18 protein-coding genes, 2 pseudogenes and 1 riboswitch are annotated in these 21,457 nt (G+C 55.7%); of the genes and pseudogenes, 13 read left to right on the forward strand and 7 right to left on the reverse strand.

The genetic code is table 11. The annotated features are described in order from the left end of the window. Window positions 1-14: 14 nt before the first annotated feature. Window positions 15-594: pseudogene (locus GOB81_RS17565) on the reverse strand (hypothetical protein); the annotation flags it as partial. Window positions 595-673: 79 nt separating this feature from the next. On the opposite strand from GOB81_RS17565, the gene GOB81_RS00005 reads away from it, so the two are divergent. The 4 genes from GOB81_RS00005 to GOB81_RS00020 all read left to right on the forward strand — a co-directional run bounded on the left by GOB81_RS00005 (window position 674) and on the right by GOB81_RS00020 (window position 5,407). Beyond that, window positions 674-1,437, forward strand: a protein-coding gene (locus GOB81_RS00005; RefSeq protein ID WP_173568336.1) for an IS5 family transposase whose coding sequence is annotated in 2 segments (ribosomal slippage) — window positions 674-1,007 and window positions 1,007-1,437 — 765 coding nt in all. Because the reading frame shifts where the segments join, the coding sequence is not laid out codon by codon here. Window positions 1,438-1,948: 511 nt separating this feature from the next. Further along, window positions 1,949-3,325, forward strand: a complete 1,377-nt coding sequence (locus GOB81_RS00010; protein ID WP_173568337.1) for a purine-cytosine permease family protein — start codon at window positions 1,949-1,951, stop codon at window positions 3,323-3,325. Window positions 3,326-3,591: 266 nt separating this feature from the next. Beyond that, window positions 3,592-3,996, forward strand: a complete 405-nt coding sequence (locus GOB81_RS00015; RefSeq protein ID WP_173568338.1) for a flavin reductase — start codon at window positions 3,592-3,594, stop codon at window positions 3,994-3,996. Window positions 3,997-4,093: 97 nt separating this feature from the next. Beyond that, entirely contained in the window at window positions 4,094-5,407 is a 1,314-nt protein-coding gene (locus tag GOB81_RS00020; protein WP_173568339.1) for an NtaA/DmoA family FMN-dependent monooxygenase, read from the forward strand. Between the two features lie 76 nt (window positions 5,408-5,483). Here GOB81_RS00020 and GOB81_RS00025 read toward each other — a convergent pair. Next, window positions 5,484-6,414 (reverse strand): annotated as a pseudogene (locus tag GOB81_RS00025) (IS5 family transposase). Between the two features lie 166 nt (window positions 6,415-6,580). Next, a riboswitch (cobalamin riboswitch) is annotated at window positions 6,581-6,805 on the forward strand. Between the two features lie 12 nt (window positions 6,806-6,817). Between GOB81_RS00025 and GOB81_RS18010 the strand changes: the two are divergent. Genes GOB81_RS18010 through cobJ form a run of 5 tightly spaced genes read left to right on the forward strand, consistent with a single transcriptional unit; the run spans window position 6,818 to window position 10,567 of the window. Further along, window positions 6,818-7,306, forward strand: coding sequence for a cobaltochelatase subunit CobN (locus tag GOB81_RS18010; RefSeq protein ID WP_408736885.1), 489 nt, complete (start codon window positions 6,818-6,820; stop codon window positions 7,304-7,306). Then, on the forward strand, window positions 7,303-8,472 hold the full coding sequence (gene cobG / locus GOB81_RS00035) for a precorrin-3B synthase (RefSeq protein ID WP_173568341.1): 1,170 nt from the start codon (window positions 7,303-7,305) through the stop codon (window positions 8,470-8,472). Before GOB81_RS18010 ends, cobG begins: the two co-directional genes overlap by 4 nt. Further along, entirely contained in the window at window positions 8,456-9,085 is a 630-nt protein-coding gene (locus GOB81_RS00040; RefSeq protein WP_173568342.1) for a precorrin-8X methylmutase, read from the forward strand. The genes cobG and GOB81_RS00040 overlap by 17 nt, the downstream gene beginning before the upstream one ends. 4 nt (window positions 9,086-9,089) lie before the next feature. Then, window positions 9,090-9,836, forward strand: coding sequence for a precorrin-2 C(20)-methyltransferase (locus GOB81_RS00045; protein ID WP_173568343.1), 747 nt, complete (start codon window positions 9,090-9,092; stop codon window positions 9,834-9,836). Then, window positions 9,833-10,567, forward strand: coding sequence for a precorrin-3B C(17)-methyltransferase (gene cobJ, locus GOB81_RS00050; RefSeq protein WP_173568344.1), 735 nt, complete (start codon window positions 9,833-9,835; stop codon window positions 10,565-10,567). The genes GOB81_RS00045 and cobJ overlap by 4 nt, the downstream gene beginning before the upstream one ends. On the opposite strand, the gene GOB81_RS00055 is transcribed toward cobJ, so the two are convergent. Next, window positions 10,543-11,292 (reverse strand): cobalt-precorrin-6A reductase, encoded by a 750-nt coding sequence (locus GOB81_RS00055; RefSeq protein ID WP_173568345.1) that lies wholly within the window; start codon window positions 11,290-11,292, stop codon window positions 10,543-10,545. The genes cobJ and GOB81_RS00055 overlap by 25 nt on opposite strands. Between GOB81_RS00055 and cbiE the strand changes: the two genes are divergently transcribed. From cbiE to cobF, 4 genes are read left to right on the forward strand one after another with little or no spacing between them, the layout of a single operon-like run. After that, a complete protein-coding gene (cbiE, locus tag GOB81_RS00060; protein WP_173568346.1) occupies window positions 11,291-12,484 on the forward strand; it encodes a precorrin-6y C5,15-methyltransferase (decarboxylating) subunit CbiE in 1,194 nt (397 codons plus the stop codon). The two genes, GOB81_RS00055 and cbiE, sit on opposite strands and share 2 nt — an antisense overlap. Continuing rightward, the gene (locus GOB81_RS00065) at window positions 12,481-12,858 is read left to right on the forward strand and encodes a cobalamin biosynthesis protein (RefSeq protein WP_173568347.1); all 378 of its coding nucleotides are present in this window, start codon (window positions 12,481-12,483) and stop codon (window positions 12,856-12,858) included. Before cbiE ends, GOB81_RS00065 begins: the two co-directional genes overlap by 4 nt. Next, window positions 12,855-13,637, forward strand: coding sequence for a precorrin-4 C(11)-methyltransferase (gene cobM, locus GOB81_RS00070; RefSeq protein WP_173568348.1), 783 nt, complete (start codon window positions 12,855-12,857; stop codon window positions 13,635-13,637). Before GOB81_RS00065 ends, cobM begins: the two co-directional genes overlap by 4 nt. Before the next feature lie 58 nt (window positions 13,638-13,695). After that, window positions 13,696-14,460 (forward strand): precorrin-6A synthase (deacetylating), encoded by a 765-nt coding sequence (cobF, locus tag GOB81_RS00075; RefSeq protein WP_173568349.1) that lies wholly within the window; start codon window positions 13,696-13,698, stop codon window positions 14,458-14,460. A gap of 242 nt (window positions 14,461-14,702) precedes the next feature. On the opposite strand, the gene GOB81_RS00080 is transcribed toward cobF, so the two are convergent. The 4 genes from GOB81_RS00080 to ispG all read right to left on the reverse strand — a co-directional run bounded on the left by GOB81_RS00080 (window position 14,703) and on the right by ispG (window position 21,448). Next, on the reverse strand, window positions 14,703-17,687 hold the full coding sequence (locus GOB81_RS00080; protein WP_173568350.1) for a diguanylate cyclase domain-containing protein: 2,985 nt from the start codon (window positions 17,685-17,687) through the stop codon (window positions 14,703-14,705). A 105-nt stretch (window positions 17,688-17,792) separates the two neighbouring features. Next, window positions 17,793-18,851 carry a peptide chain release factor 1 gene (gene prfA / locus GOB81_RS00085; RefSeq protein WP_173568351.1) on the reverse strand — a complete coding sequence of 353 codons (1,059 nt, stop codon included), beginning with the start codon at window positions 18,849-18,851 and terminating at the stop codon, window positions 17,793-17,795. After that, window positions 18,848-20,107 (reverse strand): histidine--tRNA ligase, encoded by a 1,260-nt coding sequence (gene hisS, locus GOB81_RS00090; RefSeq protein ID WP_173568352.1) that lies wholly within the window; start codon window positions 20,105-20,107, stop codon window positions 18,848-18,850. Before hisS ends, prfA begins: the two co-directional genes overlap by 4 nt. 180 nt (window positions 20,108-20,287) lie before the next feature. Beyond that, window positions 20,288-21,448 (reverse strand): flavodoxin-dependent (E)-4-hydroxy-3-methylbut-2-enyl-diphosphate synthase, encoded by a 1,161-nt coding sequence (gene ispG, locus GOB81_RS00095; RefSeq protein ID WP_173568353.1) that lies wholly within the window; start codon window positions 21,446-21,448, stop codon window positions 20,288-20,290. Window positions 21,449-21,457: the final 9 nt, after the last annotated feature.

Consider the following 21,457-nt stretch of genomic DNA (forward strand, 5'->3'; position numbering starts at 1 on the left):
CACGAGACTTGAATTCACCCGAATACCGTTTCCGCGTAACCTTCCCCATAAAACCCGTCCTCGCTCAGGTCGGGGGATAGCTTAGCCACCTGTCCGAAAAATGGGGACCACCTCTGATTGGCAAGCCCGATCTTTATTTCAGCACACCAGATGCCAAGGGTCCGGATGAACAACCCCATCCGTGATTTCTGGTCGGCAAAGACATGCCAACACGGGAGCGGTAACAGATTTCCCCGCATTGGAATGCCTCGTCCTCAGGGTCATCTCCTGACGCTGTGTTTTTTTATGGGTGGACTTTCGAGACACAACCCTGACGAGCCATGAAGTCCTCATTGGCGGCCGAGCGATACGCGGTGTCAGCCCAGACGGTTGAGCCCGTATTGCTGCGATCCAGCAGACCTTCTCGCAGCCTTACTCCGTCATGAGCATTGTCATCCGTGGCTTTCCACCGCCGGATCAGAAGTAGTTTTTGTAGTCAAAGGCTGGGATCGCAAGATCCATGATCGTCATGGATGCATCGTCACGCGGTTTTGCCTTTGTGAACTTTAGCGTCCATTACGCATCCCGGTCCTTGTGCCGCAGTTTTACGGGCTTCTTCTAGGCTCACGACCTATTAATTCGTTGAACTGTGCGTCCTGTTGTGATTCACAGGCTGACTGATGGAGGTGAGCCTGTGAGTGACATATTTTTGCTTTCCGAGCGGCAGATGGAGTTGATCAGGCCGTATTTTCCGCTGGCGCACGGCGTTCCCCCCGTAGATGATCGCAGTGTTCTGAGTGGGATTATTTACGTGATCCGCAACGGTCTGCAGTGGAAAGATGCTCCGAAAGCGTATAGCCCGCACAACACCTTATACAATCGCTTCATCCGCTGGAGCCGCCTGGGTGTTTTCGATCGGATTTTCACTGCACTGACTGAGCAGGCTGGCCGTTCAAAGCGCCTGATGATCGATGCAACACACCTGAAAGCACATCGAACAGCGGCCTCTCTGCTTAAAAAGGGGCTTTTCCCCGCCATATCGGCCGCACAAAAGGCGGACTGAATTCAAAACTGCATGCTGTATGCAATGGTCAGGGCCGTCCTGTCCGTCTCCATCTGACAGCGGGTCAGGTCAGTGACTTTAAAGGCGCAGACGTGCTTCTGAACGATCTTCCTGATGAGACAGAAGAACTCATCGGAGACCGGGGATACGACAGTAATAAGATCAGACAGTCTCTCGCAGAACGACAGATTACCACCTGCATTCCACCGAAGAAGAACCGGAAATCAAAGCTGCCTTACGAATGGCATCTGTATAAGAAGCACCTCCTTGTTGAAAACATGTTCGCAAAGCTCAAAGACTGGCGACGGGTGGCAACCAGATATGACCGCTGCGCTCACACCTTCATGTCCGCAATCCAAATCGCCGCAAGTTTTATCTTCTACCTCAAAGAATGAGGCCTGAGCCTGGGCTTCCGGGATTTTACCAGCCGTGAAGCTGCCAGACACCGTCTCACGGCAGCGCATGAAGGACAGCCGGTCATTGATGAGATATTCGGTTCATTCATCGGACAGGGTATTGATCGTCTAGATCACCAGAACCCTGAACATCAGCAAAGGATCAAAGAAACCAGCCTGCTGCATTCTCGGCTTCTCTCAATAAGGGAAGAAATGACGGCATCACAGTGCAACGATCAAAGCCAAGGGGGCGAACCGTCCAACTGTGCACCATCAAGGCCTCCCCAAGATCGGCTGGCAGTATATCTTCGCCATGGATGCCTACAATCTCATCCGATTGCCGACGATGCTCGCAATGCTGGGTACGCCTCTTTGATCCCTCCATCCGTTCACAGATAGCGGCAGCGATGAGGTGCCTCATCGAAGATAAAAACAAACGTTGCGAATTCGATATATCATGTATACACTATAATAATTAGATTTCCGATGCCCTCCATGTGCAAAGGTATTCATGACTGACCGGACTACAGACTTTTCGGTTGAAGCGAATAGCACGTCTTTTGTGCCACTTGGGCAGCGTCATGGCCGCGTGCGGGATCTGTTCACCCTGTGGTTTACAACAAATATAGCGCCTCTGCCTATCGTGACCGGGGCTACACTGTATCGGAGTGTGCATCTCCCCTTCTGGGTGGTGATGGTGACGATTGCGACGGGGCATATGGCAGGCGGATTGGTTCTTGGTGCCTGTTCGGCGCAGGGGCCACAGACCGGGTTACCACAAATGGTTCAGGCACGCGCTCAATTCGGGCGTTATGGATCATTGTTGCTCATCCTAGTTTCTTTCTTACTATATCTTGGTTTCTTCACATCGAATACCGCTCTGGCAGGGGCTGCACTGCATGGTCTCTTCGGTGGAATTTCACCGGGACAGGGATCCATTCTTGCTGGCCTTTGCGCAGTGGGGATCGGAGTGATGGGGTATAATACTATCCATCTCATCAACCGGCTCGGTTTCTGGTTTATGGCTACCGCGCTTGCAGCGGGATTTGTCTCTGTAATGATGAGCGGTGAGGTGCCAGTCATTACGCCCCTGGCAGAGGCGCCATTACAAGCATCGGGCTTCATCAGCTGGATGCTACTGTTTTCAACCACCTGCGTCTGGAACATCTCTTATTCCTGCTATACATCCGACTATTCGCGCTATTTGCCGCCGAGTGTAGGCTTCAAAGGACCCTTTCTGGCGAGTGCGGCAGGTGCTGGTTGTGGTGCATCACTAAGCTTTATCTTTGGGGTGCTGATTGCGGCAATGATGCCCGGCGTTATCGATCCACTTTCAGCGATTGCCGGAATCGAGCAGCCTCTGGGACTGATTTTAATGGGTCTGTTTGTGCTCAACATTGTCAGTCACAACGCCCTAAATGTGTATGGATCGGTTCTTACGCTGATCACTGCCATCCAGACTGTCTTTATTTCCTGGATACCCGGCCGCGTGGCTCGGCTGTGCTTCTCGGTCATTATCCTCGCAGGAAGTTTGAGTCTCGTTACGCTTTATCCACAGAGTGTCGTGCCGGTATTTCTCGACATCGTGCTGTCTCTTCTAATTGTTCTTGTGCCTTGGGTGACGATCAATCTCTGCGTGTTCTATTTTCCCCGTGTGCTGCGGGAAGAAGGAAGCATGGCCACGCAGGAAGTTGGATTTGACAGAAAGATTTGCCTCGCGTTTCTTGTGGGAACTGTTGTGCAAATTCCTTTTATATCCAATGCCTTTTATACGGGACCAATGGGCGCATATCTCCACGGAATCAATCTTGGCTGGCTGATTGCGACCCCGGTTACGGCAGGGGTGCTGTTCATGCTGCATGGTCGACGTCGATCGGGAAGCTCATGACCAACCGATGAAATCTGAAGCACTCCTAGCCGCGCCTGCTTCTGATTTTGCAAGGTCTCAGTTCCTTTGGCCGCCATTTTGGAAGCCTGAAATATACTCACGAGCGATAGGCATCCAGGAGGTCCATGATGAGAATCTGTAAAGGTGTCTTATCAAATAAGTATTGTTTGCAATAAATTTTTACAGACGAAATTTGTTATGGATTCGATTTATTTATCATGTATACATGACATCTCGATATCGAAACAGTTGAGAGGGAGCATCCGGTGATAGATCCTGCCGACTTTCGTGAATTGATGTCGCGTTTACCCAGTCCGGTCTGCGTGGTGACGACCAATGGGCCAGCCGGGCTGGCGAGCCTCACAGTTTCCGCTGTCTATTCGGTGACCGACACGCCTCCGACCATGCTTGTCTGCGTAAACCATTCCAGCAGAAGTTATGAGCCCCTGACCGGCAACTGTGAGATCTGCATAAACGTTCTCGGCTCCCGCAAGCAGGAAATCGCTATGCGGTTTGCCTCATCAAAGGGCAGCTTGGTAGAAAAATTCGAGGGTTTTTCGACGCACAGGCTACGTGGGAGTGCGCTGGCCATCGAAGGATGTCTTGCCTCTCTGGACTGCACCATCGTCAGGACGGCTGACATGCGGCACGCATACCGTGCTGTTTTGTGAAGTCCATTCATCGTCCTCTGAAGAGGATGATGGTCTGACCTATTTTCGGCGTGCTTTTCTTAGCCTTTCCTGATTTGAGCCTTGCGGGAGATCTTTCATGTCCAGAAAAATGAACCTATTCGCTTATCTGAAGACCGGACCGACCGCGCTGCATCCTGCGGGCTGGCGTCATCCCGAGGCGACTTTGGGAGATATTCTCAAACCATCTCGATATGAAAATATTGCACGCACTCTGGAAGCTGCCTGCTTCGACGGATGTTTTTTCGCTGACCTGCAAGGCCTGTATGATATTCACGCGGGAGGCTATGACGCTTATGTCAGATATGGCGGACAGATCAGTTATCTGGACCCGATGACGGTTCTGCCCGTTATGGCCGCTGCAACGCGCTATATCGGTCTGGGGGCTACACTTTCCACAACATTGCTGCCTGCCTACCATCTAGCCCGCTCCCTGCAGTCGCTCGATGTGATGAGCGGAGGTCGTGTGGCCTGGAATATCGTGACATCGGCCACCGAGCTTGAGGCCCGCAATTACGGCCTCGACAGTCTTCCAGACAAGGAGTTGCGCTACGATCAGGCAGATGAAGTTGTCGAAGCCTGCATGAAGCTTTGGAAAAGCTGGGATGAGGATGCGTGGATCCTCGATAAAGAGCGCGGTATATTCGGCGACCCATCCAAGGTTCATTACGCAAACTACGAGGGCCGGTTTGTGCGCACGCGTGGGCCGATCACCATTCCGCGTAGTGCGCAAGGCCATCCCGTTCTCATGCAAGCTGGCTCATCGCCACGAGGGACCGAATTTGCCGCACGCTGGGCCGAACTCGTCTTTACTTTCTACGCACCGAAAGAAAAGGCCATTGCGAGCTACAATACGCTGAAGGAAAAGGTTGTTGAGGCAGGACGACGGCCGACTGACTGTGCAGTCGCCATGCTCGCCACCTGCATCATCGGCGAGACGGATTCCATCGGGCGGGAGAAGGCCGACTATATCAATAGCCTTGTCGTGGGAGAGTTGAACGCGGCGCATCTGTCTGCATCCGCCGGAGTGGATGTCACGAAGCTGTCTGACAAGAACAAGGTAGGATCAGAAGCAGGCTCTCAGGGCATGCATGCAAGCATTGAGAAGCTCGTCGAATTGCAGAAAACTGCCAAGGCGCAGTTCATGGAAGCAGCTAAAAAGGCGCTCCCTGCACAGATCGTCGGTTCTCCAAAGACGGTTGCGGACAAACTGGAAGAAATCTTTACTGCCGGCTGCTGTGACGGGTTTGTGCTGGATCCTGTAGCGGCACCGTCGAGCCATGAGGCGTTTGCGCGTGCAGTCGTTCCAGAATTGCAACGGCGCGGTTTGTTCCGCACGCAATATGAGGCGACGACTCTGCGTGGCAATATCAGAACCCGTCCGGGATGTTAGGGTCGGGATCTATTGATATAGGCTCTGCTACATAAATTTGAGAATTGATGTGAGTGTCCGTTGGCCTGCTAGGTGATTAACAGGCAGCTTCTGTGAGAGGATGTCTGGCTGCGGTGAAGCGATTGAGTATGACCATGCAGATGGGAAATTCACATATTTGACGGTCAAAATCTCGTCTCATGAGGCGCTATGCGAACAGTTCGATACATTACTTTTTTCGTCTCGATACGGCTTTGGAGGCAATACGCGCTCCAGCATCGCCAAATTGTCCCTCCGAAACGCCCTTGAGCACGTAAAGCTTCGTTTCTGGTCTGAGCGCCTGGCGTTGTGAGACCCCTTTGCTGTGCATTCAGTCGAGACAGAATGCTCGCATCCTCCTTCGTTCGGCAATGATCTCGTGACAGTTTCGGATGTCATAGGCACCATCTGCCAGCACGTTACCGATCTCTTCAGCCTGCGGAATCTACCCCGGGAATGTTGGCAGAACCGGTACGTCCTCCACATCGTTACCGGTGATTTTAATAGCCGTAATTTCCAGAGTTTCTTCGTCGATACTGATGTAAAGCTTGCGCCAGATCCTGCGTTTCAAACCGCCATGTTAGCGGGCATACCCTTCTCCTTCGACCTTGACCCCAGCGCTGTCCACCAGGAGAGGAAAAGATCCCTTTGAGTCACGATAGGGAATGGTGACCATCAGGGATTTCTGGTGACGGCCGAGTATGCTGAAATCCGGAACGCGCAAAGGTTCAGTCCAATCATGCACAGGAGCGCTCTTAACGAAATCTGTTGCCTGCCTCAGGACCATGCCAAACAGAACCTTCAAGGATCAGAAAGGTCTGGGTGGCGGCATCGCTATCGCTCGCTCGCCGACCGCGTCGGCCTGTGAGCATCCCCTCCCCGATCATGGTTGGATCGAGCCAGAGCGGCAGAGAACCAGGTTGCTTCAGTGCTGCATTATACGAAAGCCCGTTCGTCGTGCGACAAACAGGCGCTGGGGGCTTGCTCATCCCGCCCCGCTACCACAGGGATGAAGCCGCGCAGGCTCCTTTTGTGTAACGAAGCCTCGGTGATTTCGTCGTCTGCAATTCGCCTGACCACCTCCCTCGTCGCAGAAGACAACCCTGTCCGCAGGCTGGGAGGGGGCTTTGTCGCTTGACATGGAGCGCACCTTGCCGCAACTGCGAGACTGATGGTTCCGCTCCGCAGATTTGTCTGTCGGGCGGCTAAGAGGGAATGTGACTGGGTCCTCCCGCAAGGTTGCCCAAAGCACAGCCGCCCCCGCGACCGTTACCGGAAAGATCGCTCAACGCCACTGACGGATCGTCGGGAAGGCAGGGTAATCGTTGGGGAAACCCTGAATCCGCTAGCCGGGAGACCTGCCACCACCAGAGACAAACGGGCAGCCGGGGTGTGCTGCAAACCGGCTGGACATTCCCACCGCCCTTTACGCAGCGGGGGACTGCCTGCGGTCACCCCGGTTGCGAAACAGGGCCGGGACATGAATGCGACACTTTTCGTTTGCACGATCTACCACGCGGGCGCACCTGCCACCGAGGGGCAATCTGTAAACGGTGCCCGTCTTTACGCCGAACTGACTGCCGCCCCCGCACCGCCAACCCGGACTGGGCAGTAGGCATGATGCGACATGGCTTCCGGCACGCGGCAGAAATGACCGCGACGATCGACAACGTTGCTGCATTCGCACAACTGATCCGTGTTGTCGCCGCTCATCTCTTCGATGTCTATTACAAGGCCACGCTGGGACGGGACGACCTTGTCACATTCATGGGAAAGAATAACCCGACGCCCCTGCGGCGTCGCTTTGAGGCCCGTGTGGAAGCTGGCCTGTGGATTACACGCCGCAACGCCATTGCCGCTAGCCTGCGGAACACACTATGACGGCCCCGCTGATCAGAGGCTGGTGCCCCGGCGCTCTGCGCCCCATGCAATCGGGTGACGGGCTTCTGGTTCGTATTCGGCCTCCGGCTGGACGACTGACCCAGACGCAGACGGCGGGCCTTGCTATGCTGGCTGCGCGTCACGGCAACGGACTGATTGATCTGTCCGCTCGCGCCAATCTTCAAATTCGTGGCGTCACCGAAGAGGGCCTTACTCCACTGATCGCTGGCCTCTCGGCGCTTGGCCTGATCGACCCCACGCCGGAGGCCGAGGCGAGACGCAATGTCATCGTCACCCCTTACTGGCTGGCCGGCGACGGTACTAAGGAACTGGCTGACGACCTGAGCACGGCTCTACGGTCCGATCCAACGCTCGGCCTGCCCGGCAAATTCGGCTTTGCTGTCGATACCGGCGCGGCTCCCGCCCTGCGGAACGTATCCGCTGATATCCGTATTGAACGCGACAGCGAAAACGCCCTGCTGTGTCGTGCGGATGGCGTGCATTATGGCACGACGGTGACGCCACAAACCGCCGTGCGGACAGCGCTCGCTCTAGCCCGCTGGTTCCTTGCCGATGGAGGCAAAGGACGCATGGCGACACATCTGGCTGCTGGCGCGACGCTGCCTCCCGCTTTCGCTGACAGAGAAGCCCTTACCTCGCCTGACGCACCGGCCCCGACACCGCATAAAACAGTTGCTGGATTCCTGATCGGCTTTGCATTCGGACAGATCCGGGCCCAAACCCTCTCCGCCCTCTCCGCAATCGCGCCCCTGCGCGTGACGCCCTGGCGAATGGTCCTGCTTGAAGGACAGAGGAGCGCACCGGAGATCGAGGACATCATCAGCCGCCCGGATGACCCGCTACTGCACGTTGTCGCCTGCCCGGGCGCGCCAGCGTGTGGACAGGCACTGCAACCTACACGACCGCTAGCCCGCGCATTGGCCTCGTATATACGCCCTGATACAACCCTTCATGTCTCGGGTTGTGAGAAGGGCTGTGCGCATCCGGCTCCGGCTCATCTCACGCTTGTCGCCCAGGCAGAGGGGTTCGGCCTTGTCCGGGACGGCACCGCTGCCGGGACGCCTGTCGGACGCCCTTTGACAGCCGAACAACTGCAACGCATGCCGGGACTGCTCAGGAAAGATCCAGATGCCCTATCTCTATGAAACCGATGGTGCGGTCATCTATCGCCAGTCTTTTGCCACCATCCGGGCGGAAGCCGACTTGGCACGTTTCAGCCCGGAAGAAGAGATCGTCGCGGTGCGCATGATTCACGCCTCCGGCATGGTTGGCCTTGAGCGGCACATCGAATTCACTCCCGGCATGGCGCGCGCAGCGCGCGCGGCGCTGGAATCGGGTGCCCCGATCCTGTGCGATGCCCGCATGGTCAGCGAAGGCATTACCCGCGTGCGGCTTCCCGCCGACAATGCCGTGATCTGCACGCTGAACGCCGAGGGCGTTGTCGATCTGGCCCGGGAAATGGGAAACACACGATCGGCGGCGGCTCTGGAACTGTGGCGACCTCACCTGGCTGGCGCAGTGGTCGCCATCGGCAATGCACCGACCGCGCTGTTCCACCTGCTCAACATGCTGGAAGACCCCGCCTGCCCCCGTCCGGCGGCGATCATCGGCTGTCCGGTCGGTTTTATCGGCGCAGCGGAGTCTAAAGCGGCGCTGATGGCTGCTGCGCCCTCGCCTGCCCTCACCGTCAGAGGAAGGCTCGGTGGCTCCGCGATCACGGTTGCCGCGATCAATGCGCTGGCCAGCCGGACGGAATAGACCCATGACCGGCAAAATCATCTGTACCGGCCTTGGCCCGGGCGATCCGGAACTGATGAGCGTACGCGCGGATCGTGTGATCCGCAGCGCCCGTCACGTGGCGTATTTCCGCAAGGCCGGACGCGCCGGACAGGCACGGCGGATCGTTGAGGGCATGCTGGCACCGGGTGTCATCGAGTATCCGATGGAATATCCCGTCACTACCGAACTACCGGTGGACAGTCTGGCTTATTGCGAGGCGCTGGCCAGCTTTTACGATGACTGGGCAAACCGCCTGACAGATCTGGCGCAGAGCCGGGATATCGTGGTGCTGTGCGAAGGCGATCCGTTTTTCTATGGCTCCTTCATGCATCTGCATGTGCGCCTTCAGGGCCACGTCGGGTTGGAGATCATCCCCGGCATAACCGGCATGACCGGCTGCTGGAACGTGACCGGCATCCCGATCACCTGGGGCGACGACGTGCTGACTGTACTAACCGGCACAATGCCCGAGGCCTCTCTGGTGCGACATATGCAGGCTGCCGACGCGCTGGTGGTGATGAAAACCGGCAGGAATTTGCCCAAAGTGCGCCGCGCTCTTGCTGCTGCGGGCCGACTGGTGGATGCCTGGCTGGTCGAGCGCGGCACGATGCCCGGCCAGCGGGTTATCCGCCTTGCTGAAGCCTGCGACACCGATTGTCCTTATTTCGCGATTGTGCTGGTGCATGGGCACGGGCGGCGTCCGGAGATAAAAACAGGTGGGGCACGATGAACGGAACGCTGGTGATCGCCGGGCTTGGTCCGGGGGACGAGGCGCTGGTGACGCCCGAGGTGACCGCCGCCCTTGCCGATGCGACCGATGTGGTTGGTTACATTCCCTATGTGGCTCGCATACCGCCGCGTGAAGGGCTGATCCTGCATGCCACGGACAATCGCGTGGAACTCGAACGCGCCGTTCATGCGCTCGAAATGGCGGCGGCTGGGCGACGGGTGGTTGTCGTCTCGTCAGGTGATCCCGGCGTATTCGCTATGGCCTCGGCCGTCTTCGAGGCTGTGGAGCGCACACCGTATCTCGCTCATGTCGATATCCGCATCCTGCCCGGCGTCACCGCGATGCTGGCGGCGGCTGCACGCATCGGCGCACCGCTAGGCCATGATTTCTGCGTGATCAACCTGTCGGATAACCTGAAACCCTGGGAGACAGTCGAGCGACGCCTGCGCCTTGCCGCACAGGCTGATTTTGCCATGGCGTTCTACAATCCACGCTCGAGCAGCCGTCCGCACCAGTTTGCACGGGTGCTCGACATTCTGCGCGAAGATTGCGGCCCAGAACGGCTGATCATTTTCGCCCGCGCCGTGACGATGCCCGAGGAGCGGATCAGTGTGGTAACGCTGGCTGAAGCGCATGCCGACATGGCCGACATGCGCACCGTCATCCTGGTGGGAAATGCCTCGACACGGCGGATCGGGCCGTATGTCTACACACCGAGGCGCTCAGGATGACCGAGCCATGCCATCACCTCATCAGGCGTGCCTGCGACGGAACGCGGCGGTATGGCGGGCCGGTCGATCAGGATCACCGGCAGACCCAGACGGCGCGCGGCTCCAAGTTTGGCGTGCGCGCCGACGCCACCTGCGTTCTTCGCTACGACATGGGTGATGTCGTACGCCTGCATCAGGGCGAAGTCGCCCTCCTGCGTGAACGGTCCGCGCGCGAGAACCACCTCGGCACGCGGCAGGGGCAACACATCGGATGGCGGATCGACCAGACGCAGGAGATAGTCATGCTGCGGACGGGCCGCGAAGGCGTCGATCCATTGCTTGCCGATCGCCAGAAAAACCCGCGCAGCCGCATCGGGCAGTGCAGCGACCGCGCCCGCCGCATCGGCGACCACGCGCCAATCATCGCCCCTGTCAGGCACCCAGGGCGGCCGCTCAAGCGCGAGAAGCGGGATACCGGTTGCAGTGCACGCCTCTATCGCATTGTGGCTCATACGGGCGGCAAAGGGATGAGTCGCGTCGATCACATGACTGATGCCAGCCTCGCACAGCCAGGCGGCAAGGCCCTCCGCTCCACCAAAACCTCCTGTCCGGACAGGCAGAGGCTGAGGGCGCGGCGTGACAGTCCTGCCCGCATAGGAAAATATGGCGTCTATTCCGGCGGCGGCCAGCATGCGCGCCATCTGACTGGCTTCAGTGGTGCCGCCCAGAAGAAGGACGCGTGTCATGACTGACTCCCGGGCTGAACCCTGGCTTACGTGCATCGGGATTGGTGAAGACGGCATGGCAGGTTTGTCAGCGGCACGCCATGGCGAACTGGCTTGCGCTGAGGTGATTTTTGGGGGTCCGCGTCATCTTTCTCTGGTGAATGCGGGTGACCGGGGGCGGGCATGGCCGGTACCGTTCTCGGTTGAACCGGTTCTGGCGGAGCGGGGACGGAAGGTGGTGGTGCTGGCATCGGGCGACCCGTTCTGGTTCGGTGCGGGCGCAAGTCTTGCCGACCGGCTTGATCCGGGCGAGTGGCAGTCCCATCCGACGCCATCCACCTTTTCGCTGGTCGCGAACCGCCTCGGCTGGCGTCTTGAGCACGTATTCTGTGCGGGACTGCACGCTGCGCCGTTCGAACGGCTTATTCCCGAACTCTCTCCCGGAAGGCAGGCGATCTGTCTGCTGCGGGATGGCGAGGCGACAGGGAAGCTGTCGCAATGGCTGGTCGCTCAGGGTTTCGGTGCTTCCATGCTTCACGTCATGGAAGCACTCAATGGTCCGCGAGAGCGTATCCGCAGTGTCCGCGCGGAGGATTTTGCCTTCACGGATGTCTTCGCGCCGGTTGCGGTGGCGATCGCCACGGCAGGGGCACCGGGGCTGAGCCGGGCGTCGGGACTGCCTGACGAGCGTTTCGTCCATGACGGGCAGATCACCAAACGCCCGGTTCGCGCCCTCACCCTGTCCGCCCTGGCATCCCGTCCCGGTGAACTTTTATGGGATCTCGGGGCCGGTTCCGGGTCTATATCGGTGGAATGGTGCCTGACGGGTGGACAGGCGATTGCCGTTGAGGCCCGTTCAGATCGCGCGGCGAACATTCGCGCCAATGCGTGTGCCTTTGGCCTCGATCACCGGCTTCGGACGGTGGAAGGCGAAGCGTTGACGGCACTCGCGGCGCTGCCCGATCCTGATGCCGTATTCATTGGCGGCGGCGCCTGCACGGAGTTGCTGGAGCATCTGTGGGCCCGGCTCCCACACGGAACACGCATCGTGGCCAACAGTGTCACGCTGGAAACTGAATCCTTGCTGGCAGCGTGGCATGCGCAAAAGGGCGGTGAGTTACTGCGGATCGAACTGACAAGAGCGACCCCGATGGGATCGAAACGCGGATGGCGCTCGGCGTATCCTGTCGTACAGTGGAGTGTGACCCGATGAAGGTCGCGGGCTTCGGCTTCCGGCGAGAGGCCACTCCCACATCGCTGCGCGACGCGCTGGCTGCGGCAGGTGGTGAGCAAGGGCTTGATGCCTTAGCCACGATCACACAAAAGGCGGCGTCGCCCGCTCTTCTGGCGCTAGCTGGGGAACTGGGCCTTCCTGTCCACTCTCTGGGACGGAAACAGCTTGAACATATCAGAACGCCGACGCACTCCCCCCGCGTTATGGCTGCTTTCGGGATCGGAAGTCTTGCCGAAGCGGCCGCACTGAGCGCTGCAGGACCGGGCGCGCGGCTGCTGTCCCCGCGCGCGCAGTCCGCCGATGGAATGGCAACGGCGGCCATTGCGGAAACGGTTCAGGAGGACGGAGAATGACAGTCCATTTCATCGGTGCCGGACCCGGCGCGCCGGATCTCATCACCCTACGCGGGCGCGATTTCATCGCCGCGAGCCCCGTCTGCCTCTATGCCGGATCTCTCGTTCCGGCGGCGCTGCTCGATCATTGCCCGGCAGGCGCGCATATCGTCAACACGGCGCCGCTCTCGCTCGACGCGATCATCGACGAAATTGTTGCAGCCCATCATGCGGGCCAGGACGTAGCCCGGCTGCATTCCGGCGATCTGTCCGTGTGGTCCGCCATGGGGGAGCAGCTTCGCCGTCTGCGCACGCTGGGTATCCCGTACGACGTGACGCCGGGTGTGCCGTCTTTCGCTGCTGCCGCAGCTGTGCTGGGTGCGGAACTGACGTTGCCGGGCGTCACCCAGTCCGTCGTACTGACCCGCACCTCGGGCCGGGCTTCCTCCATGCCTCGGGGTGAAACCCTTGCTGCTTTCGCCGCGACCGGCGCGACGCTAGCAATCCATCTTTCGATCCATGTTCTGGACGATGTCATTGCCGAACTGGTCCCGCATTATGGCGTCGATTGCCCCGTTGCCGTGGTGTGGCGCGCAAGTTGGCCCGATGAGCGCATTGTCCGTGCCACGCTGGGAACTTTGGAAAACGCACTAGCCCATGAACTGGAACGCACTGCCCTGATCCTTGTCGGTCGGGTGATCGGCGCGACGGAATTTGGTGAGAGCCGCCTTTATGCAGGCGATTATGATCGCCGGTTTCGCCCTGTTGGCACGACCCCACGCTTTCCGGAGGTAAAATGAGCTGCCCCGGCCTCATCCTTTACGGCGCGCTGGTTAGTCCTCGAGAGGGGCATGGCGCATGATAGACCTTGTTCTTGTCGGCATCGGCACCGGAAATCCCGAACACCTGACCTTGCAGGCCATTCGTGAAATCAACGCTGCGGACCTCATCCTCATTCCGCGCAAGGGCCCGGGGAAAACCGATCTGGCTGATCTGCGTCAAGCCATCTGCGCGCATGTGTTGACCAACCCGGACACCCGCATCGCCGAGTTCGACATGCCGCGCCGCAATGCCGACGATCCCGACTATCTGAAAGGGGTGGACCAGTGGCACGAGGCTGTCGCTGGCGCATGGAACGCGACGATCCACGAGAATCTGCCGCAGGGCGGGACGGTCGCTTTGCTCGTCTGGGGCGATCCGGCCCTGTACGATAGCACCCTGCGGATTGCCGCGCGGCTTTCTCCCTCGCCCAGGGTTCGCAGTATTCCCGGGATCATGTCGCTGAACATGCTGGCGGCGGCGCACACCATCGCGCTCAATGACATCGGTGCGCCATTTCTGGTCACCACCGGACGTCAGTTACGCGATCATGGCTGGCCGCAGGGCGTCGATACGCTGGTCGTGATGCTGGATGGAGAATGCTCATTTCAGCATCTCTCCCCGGATGACGTCACGATTTACTGGGGCGCCTATGTCGGCATGGCTGAGCAGATTCTGCTCTCTGGCCCGCTCACGCGGATGGCTCCCCAGATCATCGATGCCCGTGATGTGGCTCGCGCACGTCACGGCTGGATCATGGATATCTATCTTCTGCGGCGGACCCGTAAGCCACGAACAATGTGATGAATAGCCACGTTAGGTTTTCTGGCCGTCTGGACGAAAGATTACGATACTGTGCGCATAACTCACAAGTCGGCAGGCAAATGGCCGCCCAGATGGGTAGACAACCATTAACCATAAAAACAGGCATTCTACCTTTTGAGTGAATACAAAAAAGGTAGAATACCTGTCGCCTTCTGTATCAGCCTAACGATTCAGAATTCAGGCGAACCACTTTAGCAATCGATTTAATGTACAGAGAAAAATTACTGATCAAATACAACACAGTTCCTTCCTTTTCTTTTTCCTTTATATAATGCTCTGTCCGCTCTTCCTACCAACTGCGATGCGGTGTCACCAGACATAAAAACCGCAACTCCTATACTACATGTAACTGTAATATCGACTTCCAAACATCTCATTGGTTCACGGAGGTGCTCATGCAATTTCACAATGCGGGACAGAATATCTTCTACTGACATAAAGGAGGTAAAAATTACGATCAGCTCTTCTCCCCCGTAACGTCCGCATAACGTCCCGGAACCGGCAGACTGCCTTAACCGATGTCCATATTGCTCCAGGACATAATCGCCTCCTTGATGTCCCAATGTATCGTTGATGGATTTAAAATGATCAATATCAATCAGGGCCACAGCAATAAGGTCACGAGGCGAGCCAGATGATATAAGAGAATCCAATTCATCCAGGGATGTTCTACGATTCAATAATCCCGTAAGACCATCTATTCGAGATTGATGAAGAAGCTGCGCTTGCATTTCCTCCATCACTCGCGTTCGGCCACGCACCGCCATATCAATTTTTTTCTGCCTCATTCCCACCATTTTTTTATAAATACACGCAAATACAATCATAAATGCTAGCACTGAACAAATGGCCCACCCTATTATCCTAGAACCAGAGCCCCCCAGAGCAGCAGAATGCGCAGACATAACAGCACTACTGGATGAACGGTTATTTAATAAATCGAATGCCTGAACTTGAAATATTATTTTCTTTATATTTAAATCGTCATAGTTAGCAGTAGCATAAGAGCTTTCGTTATAATTATTATCAATTCCAACCAATTTATACTTATAACGAACATTTCCATTATCTACGAATGTAGGTGCAACAAAATGAATGTGTAGATTTTGTTCGCCCACTTCCCAGAAGCTTGATTTTCCAAGAATATTTGATTTCCCCAGCTGTGCAGAAACTATATTAGTATGTAGATTAGGTAACGGGGACAAGAAATCCTGATTAATAAAGTGAACAAGATTCTCCTCGGTTCCAATCCAAACCGATCCATCCTCGTCTTCACTAATAGAATTGGTAATAATACGACTGGAAGCAAGACCTGATCCAGAATCAAAATGAGCCCAGCCTTTGAATGTTAAAACATCAATTCCTTGCGAACCCGCCAACCAGATCCAACCACGCATGTCACGAAAAATGGTCGTAATCCGCCCATCTTTTGGGCTACCATCCAATACTGAAACGGTCGGTTCCCCATCATCAGGAAGAAGTATTTTCCTGATTGTTCCTTTACTTCCCAGAAGCAAAATATCATTCGATGGAGAAATGGCCATGGAGTGCCCTTCTCCAATATCAAAATTTGATACGTCGATCCGGGGTTCAAATATTTCTTCGCCAGATTTTTGCTGGAAGAGCACATCATTCGATAAAACAAGCAAACGACCGAACTGATCAAAGCAAAATTGATTAATACGCCTTCCAGATAAGGCCATTATACGAGGAAGGTAAGGAACAGTTTTCAGAGGGTCATCTAGTCTTATTATTCCATCAAAAGTACCAATCCACATGCGACCGGCACTATCCAATAACAATGCACCAGTCGTAGGATTCGGAGAGGGTATTTTTCTTATTTTACTAGTAGAGGGATCAATTCGAACGAGCCCCTTCCCTTTCTCAACCGCCCAAATCGCTCCATCTGCAGTTCGCACAAGTGAAGAAAGATTATTAATGTTGACATATAAAAGTAATTTTTTTTGTTTTTGAGTTTTTTCATTCCATTCGTATTTAAAAAGACCATTTGAAGCAGCCACCCACAGATTACCAAGATTATCGTATCTGACACTTGAGACACGCTCTGGCACAATCTCATCATTCGAGCGAAAAGTGCGCCAAAACGGGTAGCCAGCCAAACGAATAATCCCTCGCCCGGGACTATTCATCCAAACACCATTTTCCCTGTCATAAAAACCAGATGTCACTAATTGAGGTACCAACCCAGATGGCCAGGCCATCTCATCCCAATATCCAGCCGCTGAACGCGACACCAAAGACTCATTACCCGGCGTTAAGACGGACCCATCCACAGCAACAATCAGGAACAAACTATTCTGATGATTTTGAAAATATGACGGAGTAGAAAATGGAATATTTTCTACTGATACGATGCCATTGGCAGATATTCTTACAAGTTTTTTCAAACTACGAGCAAAAATGGTTCCATCATTTGCCTTGGCAAATGCCACCCAACTATCTTCAGGAACACCTTTCCTTGTATCAAATACTTCCACTCGACCGTCATCATAGCGGCACAGCGCTGTTTCGCATGCAAACCAGATAGCCCGATTGACTGTCAATATGCCAGTCAGCCGACGATTCAAAAGAGGATTTTGCAACAAGCTTTCATTATCAGGATAAGTATCAATAAGAGGTGTAACTTCGAATGCGGTCCGGGCAGCATGATGGTGAATACGCCATAAACCACCGGCTTTTATAGGGCCATTACCATCAAGAATTAGGAAGTCAGAGCCGGAAGAAACAAGAGATATTTTTCCCTTTCCTAAAAAATCTATTTTTTTAAATTGATTTTCTCTTCTTAGCCACAATTCTTCGCCCGATGCCAGAAGCAATTCACCATCTGTATTTTCTACAATAGCTGTTATATTTAGAAATGGCGTCCCGTCCGGCTTGTCCTGTCTTATAAAATCTCCACCTGAACTTACGAATAGACCAGTTTCTGTTCCGACATATAAGAACCCATCGGAATCCTGAGCAAATATATTAACTGCCAGGTTGGCCAAACCTCCCTGACCATCAAATAAACGAAGTGTTTGTGCAGTAGCTGCTTGTGAAAGACATACAATAATAGAAGAAAAAAATAACAACGCGCCACAATTTAACTTAAATAACGAAATTGCATGCTTCCACAACCTCAACAAGAGGCACAAAAAATTGTTCTTCTGAAATGTAATTTTTCGACTTGATGAAAAATACAACACTGTTCAGTTACCGCTTTCCATAGAAGTAGCGACAACCTAAAACTAATCCCTTATCTTAATGTTAAGAATGAAATATCCAATATTTATTAATTTAAATCCTGGAAATCACAATCCTTCCGCCGCAAGCTGGGCTGCTTGATCTTCCTGAATCAATGCGTCGACGATCTCGTCGAGTTCTCCGAGCATAACACGCTCAATCTTGTGAAGTGTCAGGCCAATGCGATGATCCGTGACCCGCCCTTGAGGAAAATTGTAAGTACGAATTCGTTCGGAACGGTCTCCCGTCCCTACCTGTGACTTTCGGTCGGCGGCGCGACTTTCATGCAAACTCAGGCGTTGCCGTTCATACAGGCGAGAACGCAGGATTTTCATCGCCTTGGCACGATTTTTGTGCTGACTTTTCTCTTCCTGCATCGTCACGACCACACCAGTGGGAAGGTGCGTGATACGAACGGCGCTTTCAGTTTTATTGACGTGCTGACCACCCGCTCCTGAAGCGCGATACACATCAATACGAAGGTCTTTTTCATCGATCTGCAGATCGACTTCCTCCGCTTCCGGCAATACTGCGACCGTGACGGTAGAGGTATGAATACGCCCCTGATTTTCTGTGGAGGGAACACGCTGGACACGGTGCACACCTGACTCATATTTGAGCCGAGCGAAGACACCTTTTCCAGTGACCGTCGCGATCCCTTCTCGCAAGCCACCCAGTTCGCTCTCATCATACTCCATGAGTTCGAAGCGCCAGCCCCTAAGGTCCGCATAGCGCCGATAGGCGCCGAACAATTCAGCAGCAAAAAGAGCAGCCTCATCGCCTCCTGCGGCAGGACGAATTTCCAGAATGGCGCTTCGATCATCTGCCGCATCACGTGGAAGCATGGCGAGACGCACATCTTGTCTGAGCGTTGCAATCCGCTCTTTGAGTGCGTGTAATTCGCCCTCCGCCAGCGCCTTCATTTCAGGATCGTCCAAAAGAAGAGCTACATCCCGTTCTTCTGTCTGGGCAACGCGCAAACCGTTTATCCGGACGACCAGTGCCTCCAACTCAGCATATTCCCGTGATGCTTTGGTAAAATCATCACCTGTCACACCACTGGCGAGCAACGCTTCAAGCTCTTCGCTCCGGGCAACAATACGGTCGAGACGGTCGTCAAGACTCACGCTGACGTTCCTGCTCCACCGCTCTGCAGAGCAGCCACTAGCGCCGATGTAGCCACCTCGGTCTGGCCACCGGAACTCAGGTCACGCAGTTGAGATGTGCCCTTCTCCACCTCTTCTTCGCCAATAATCACGACGTGCGAGGCGTTGCTGCGATTGGCGCGTTCCATCCGTTTCTTGAGGTTGCCGCGATACGCCATCTCGGCACGAATGCCTGCGCCACGTAGCTGATTAAGGACTCCAATGGCCACCTTCTCCGCTGCCGCGCCCATTGGAATGACAACCACAGGCCGATCCACTACCGGGGCGGCCTCAAGCAGCATCGCAAGACGTTCAATACCGCCTGCCCAGCCAATTGCCGGGGTCTGAGGACCACCCATTTCGGCGACAAGCCCATCATAGCGACCGCCAGCAAGCACTGTGCCCTGCGTGCCTAAACGGGTTGTGACGAATTCGAAGGCTGTATGGCTGTAATAGTCCAGACCACGAACAATGCGTGGGTTTTCTGTATAGGCAACCCCGAAGAGCGTCAGTCCGTTTCGCAACTCATCCCAGAAGCGACGAGAATCATCGTTAAGGTAGGCCGAAAGGGCTGGTGCGTCGGCAACCAACTCGCGGTCTTCCGGCGCTTTGCTGTCCAGAATGCGAAGGGGATTACGCTCAAGTCGATTGAGGCTGTCTTCGGAAAGTCGATCCCGGAAAGCCGAGAAATACTCCACGAGAGCGACACGCCATGCGGCCCGGCTCTCCACATCTCCCAACGTGTTCAGTTCGAGAACGACATCATCCATGATCCCAAGGGCGGCAAGCACATCCCGCCCCATCGTGATTGCTTCGGCGTCCGCCAAAGGTTCACCCGGACCGATCAGTTCGGCCCCTATCTGATAGAACTGGCGATACCGTCCCTTTTGCGGGCGTTCGTAGCGGAACATCGGCCCGGCATAGAACACCTTCTGCGGCAGAGACTGGGTCAGGCCATTGGTGACCAGCGCACGGCAGACAGCCGCAGTTCCCTCGGGACGCAGCGTCAGAGAGTCTCCGCCCCGATCCGTAAACGTATACATTTCCTTGGAAACGACATCCGAGGTGTCACCCAGAGAGCGAGAGAACACTCCTGTTTCCTCGAAAATAGGGGTCGCCCATTCCTCGAACCCATATAACGACGTGACCTGGCGCGCTGTCTCAACGACATGGGCATGCCGACGCTGGTCCTCTCCAATGAGATCGTGGGTACCGCGGACGGGCTTGATGGCGCTCAAGAAAGAAACTCCGGAGACAAGATATGCGTTGCAACACCGGTGTCTGGAGCGAACCCAGTCAGCGGCTTAATAGGCGATGCAGAGAATGGCCTGCTCAATCAGCACGGTCTCACGGGGCCATTGGTGAGGAAGCCTACCAGTCCCTCATCAATCATGCCCCGGGAGAAGCTCTGAATACTCTTACTTCGCGCTGGCGAGGTCAGGCAGAGCTGGCGCGATGCCTTCAGCCTTTTCTTTGGCTTCTTCGGCCTCGATTTTTGCCACGCGCTCTTCAACCAGATCGACGATATGATCGATCATGGAAGCCGCCTCGATCGTATGGTCCTGCTTGCCTGCGGAATAGACCATGTGACGACCCGAACCGCCTCCAGTCACGCCGAGATCGGTCATCAGTGCTTCACCCGGCCCATTCACCACACACCCGATGATGGAGAGGGTCAGCGGGGTTTTGATGTACGCGAGACGATCTTCCAGTGTCTGAACGGTCTGGATCACGTTGAAGCCCTGACGAGCGCAGGATGGGCAGGAAATGATTTTAATGCCGCGATGGCGAAGGCCGAGCGATTTGAGAATATCCCAGCCGACCAGTACTTCCTCTTCCGGCTCGGCGGAGAGAGAGACGCGCATGGTGTCGCCCACACCGGCCCACAGCAGATTTCCAAGACCTATGGAAGACTTCACCGTGCCTGCGCGGCGGCTTCCTGCCTCGGTGATGCCGATGTGGAGCGGATGGTCACAGGCGTCCGCCAACTGCTGGTAAGCCGCCACGGCAAGAAACACATCGGACGCTTTCACACTGATCTTGAACTCGTGGAAATCGTGATCCTCAAGGATCTTGGCATGTTCCAGCGCACTCTCGACCAGAGCGTCAGGGTTCGGCTCGCCATATTTTTCGAGCAGATGCTTTTCGAGTGATCCGGCATTCACGCCGATGCGGATGGAGCAGTTGTGATCCTTAGCCGCATTCACGACCTCACGAACACGTTCAGCGCTGCCGATATTACCCGGATTGATGCGCAGACATGCGGCACCTGCCTTGGCGGCTTCGATGGCGCGCTTGTAGTGAAAGTGGATGTCCGCAACGATCGGAACATTCACCTCACGGACAATCTCGGCGAGGGCGGCCGTGCTTTCCTCATCAGGACAAGAGACGCGAACAATATCCACACCAGCCATTTCTGCGCGGCGGATCTGCTCGATCGTCGCCTGCGCATCGCTGGTCAGCGTATTGGTCATTGTCTGGACCGAGACCGGCGCATCGCCACCGACCGCGACCTTGCCGACGTGAATCTGGCGCGACTTGCGGCGCTCGATATACTGATAGGACCTGTAGCCACTCATCGTTCAATC

The sequence above is a fragment of the Acetobacter conturbans genome (genome assembly GCF_011516755.1).
Lineage (GTDB): Bacteria > Pseudomonadota > Alphaproteobacteria > Acetobacterales > Acetobacteraceae > Acetobacter > Acetobacter conturbans.